Source organism: Mitsuaria sp. TWR114 (assembly GCF_007997345.1).
Genome location: NZ_VOSR01000931.1, coordinates 1 through 1,644, shown reverse-complemented (window position 1 = coordinate 1,644; position 1,644 = coordinate 1). Strand labels below are relative to the sequence as shown.

The window sequence follows — 1,644 nt, the reverse complement described above, 5'->3', positions numbered from 1 at the left end:
GCGCCGCGCAGCACCTCGACCCGCGTCAGCACCAGCGGATCGACCGGCAGCGCATGGTCGAAGCTCAGGCTGGAGGCGTCGACCGAGGCGCCGGAGTTGCTCAGCATGCGGACGCGGTCACCGTCCAGGCCCCGCATCGTCGGGCGGTTGCTGTTGGGACCGAAGTAGGTCGAGCCCACGCCGGCCAGGCCGTCCAGCGTGTCGCCCAGGCTCGCGCCGCGCTTGAGGGTCAGTGCGTCGCCGCTCAGCGCCTGCACCGGCGCGGCGAGCTCGCGCTGGCTCAGCGGGTTGCCGGTCACGACGACGACGTCGAGCTTGTGCTTGTGCGCGCGGGCCGCGCCGCCCGCGGCGGTGTCGGCATTGGCGGCCTCACCTGTGGGAGCAGCGGCATCGGCGGTCGACGCGACGGGGGCCTGCTGGGCCCAGGCGGTGCTGGTGCCCAGCGCGAGCGCCAGGGAAATGGGAGACAGGAGGAACGGGAAACGGGGCTTGTTGGCCATGAGGACACTCTCGAGCGCCGGCGGTCGAGCACCGCGGCGCGATCAGATGCTGATGGGGATCCCGCGGGCGCGAACGCCAGCGCCGAGGCGCCCAGCCGATCGCCCAGCGTGCGGCGCACGGCCCCGTCGAGGGGCGTGGCGCGCAGCGCGGAACGGCGCGAGCACGGCACGAGCACGGTGCAAACGGCGCAAAGAACGTCGAGGAACGACGCCGAAGCGACGCTGAAAGGACGCGGGAAAGATCGACGGAGGTGTCAGGCGCGCGGCGGACCGCGCGCGCCCTTGCGCCACAGCTGGGCCAGCGCCGCGTCGTGCGGCGCGTCCACGTCGACCGGGAGGTCCGGCGACGGCGCGGTCCAGGCGAAGGCCTGGGCGACCGGCCCCAGCGCATGGCTGAGCTGGTCGAGCAACTGGCAGTCTGGCGTGCCGGCCGCATGGCCGAAGCTGGGCGCGGGCGTGTCCTCGCCGGCCGCCTGCGCGATCGCGATGGCGATGCGCGAGGGATGGCCGGCCGACCCGTGCAGGCTGCGGTGCACGAGGCCGAGCGCCTGGAAGCCGAGCACCGCCGCCACGCACAGCCAGATCCACCAGCGCTGCTGGCGGGTCCGGAGGGTCGCGGTCGGGCGATGCATGAGCGTGGGGTCGGTCGTGGGCGCGTTCAGCGCGCCGCGGGCACGGCCTGCGTGACGCGATAGAACATGCCGTAGGGGTCGTCGTTGAGGACCGCCATCTGGCCTTCGACGGTCACGACCTCCAGCGTGTAGCGCACCGGCGTCTTGCTGCGCACTTCCACCAGGCCTTCAGGGCCAGCGGGCACGCAGAAGGAGCAGCTCGTCGGCACCGACGACAGCAGGAAGTGGCTCTGCTTGTCGCCCGGCTCGAGCGGCATCATGAAACCCTGGATCTTCACGGTGCGCTTGTCCAGCGCGAGCACGCCGGAGGGAAAGGTCGGGATGACCTTGCTCTTGTCGGCTTTGACCGTGACCGAGGACAGCAGCTTCCAGCTGACGACGCCCTCGAGCTCCTGCAGCGGCTTGAAGGGGCTGCGGGGATCGTGGTAGCCGGGGCCCGAGCCCATCGGGATCGCGGTGCCCGGCGAGGACGCCTGGGCCTGGGCGGGATCGGCGGCGGCGACGGTGGCCGC

General features: G+C 72.7%; 3 protein-coding genes. All 3 read right to left on the bottom strand.

Features of this window, described 5'->3' with window-relative positions:
- Positions 1-500: TonB-dependent receptor plug domain-containing protein (locus FUT87_RS26000; protein ID WP_147242853.1), on the bottom strand; the 500-nt coding region annotated here is incomplete at its 3' end.
- A 254-nt stretch (positions 501-754) separates the two neighbouring features.
- Positions 755-1,132 carry a hypothetical protein gene (locus FUT87_RS25995; RefSeq protein WP_091724391.1) on the bottom strand — a complete coding sequence of 126 codons (378 nt, stop codon included), beginning with the start codon at positions 1,130-1,132 and terminating at the stop codon, positions 755-757.
- Positions 1,133-1,158: 26 nt separating this feature from the next.
- Positions 1,159-1,644: DUF3299 domain-containing protein (locus FUT87_RS25990; RefSeq protein WP_147242852.1), on the bottom strand; the 486-nt coding region annotated here is incomplete at its 5' end.